The sequence below is a fragment of the Vreelandella neptunia genome (assembly GCF_022489065.1).
Classification (GTDB): domain Bacteria; phylum Pseudomonadota; class Gammaproteobacteria; order Pseudomonadales; family Halomonadaceae; genus Vreelandella; species Vreelandella neptunia_A.
Map to the genome: position 1 here is coordinate 1 of NZ_JAKVTW010000061.1, position 879 is coordinate 879.

General features: G+C 49.4%; 1 protein-coding gene. It reads right to left on the reverse strand.

Annotated elements, in window-relative coordinates:
- Positions 1-8: 8 nt before the first annotated feature.
- On the reverse strand, positions 9-879 hold an 871-nt coding region (locus tag MLE19_RS22825; RefSeq protein WP_240720612.1), incomplete at its 5' end, for an IS3 family transposase.

An 879-nucleotide genomic window follows, 5' to 3' on the forward strand; every position in this document is an offset into this window, starting at 1 on the left:
TGTAGTGGTCAAGTAAAACTGGCCACCGGTTTATAGTTAACCCAGTATTTTTCCTCTGCCTGATTTGGACTCATACCACCGTTATGTTGGTGAGGCCTAAGCTGGCTGTAATACCCGATTAAATAGTTCACGATATGATGCTGCCCCTGCAAGAATGAGCGATAGCCGTACGTTGGCACCCATTCAACTTTTAAGCTCCTGAAGAACCTCTCCATTGGCGCATTATCCCAGCAGTTCCCACGTCGGCTTAGACTTTGTTTTATCTGACATTTCCAGAGCGTCTGACGGAACTTGCGGCTCGTATAATGACTGCCCTGGTCGCTGTGGAACATAACCCCTTTTGGCCGCCCACGACTCTCATAAGCCATTTTTAATGCACTGCTGGTGAGTTCACTATCGGGTGACAACGACATTGACCAGCCAATCATTTTCCTAGCAAATAAGTCCATGACAACGGCTAGATAAGCCCAGCGATTGCCAGTCCAGATATACGTGACGTCGCCACACCAAACCTGGTTGGGTGCCTCGACGTTAAACTGTCGCTCTAAGTGGTTCGGTATCTCAACATGCTCATCACCTGTTTTCTTGTAGGTGTGCCCAGGAACTTGGCAGCTAACTAAACCAAGCTTTTCCATCAGGCGGCCAGCGCGATAGCGGCTTAACGGAACATTCTGCCTTGTCGCCATCTCTGCAATGCTGCGCGCACCTGCAGAGCCTTCGCTCTCGCGAAATAGCTCTCTGACCTTGGCTATTTCCTTGGCTTTCGTGGCACACACAGGTCTTTTTGAACGTTGTCTCCAGTATTTAAAACTGCTGCGATGCACGCCAAACACGTCACACAGTTTTTTTACCGGGTAGCTCGTCTTGAGCTTCTCGATC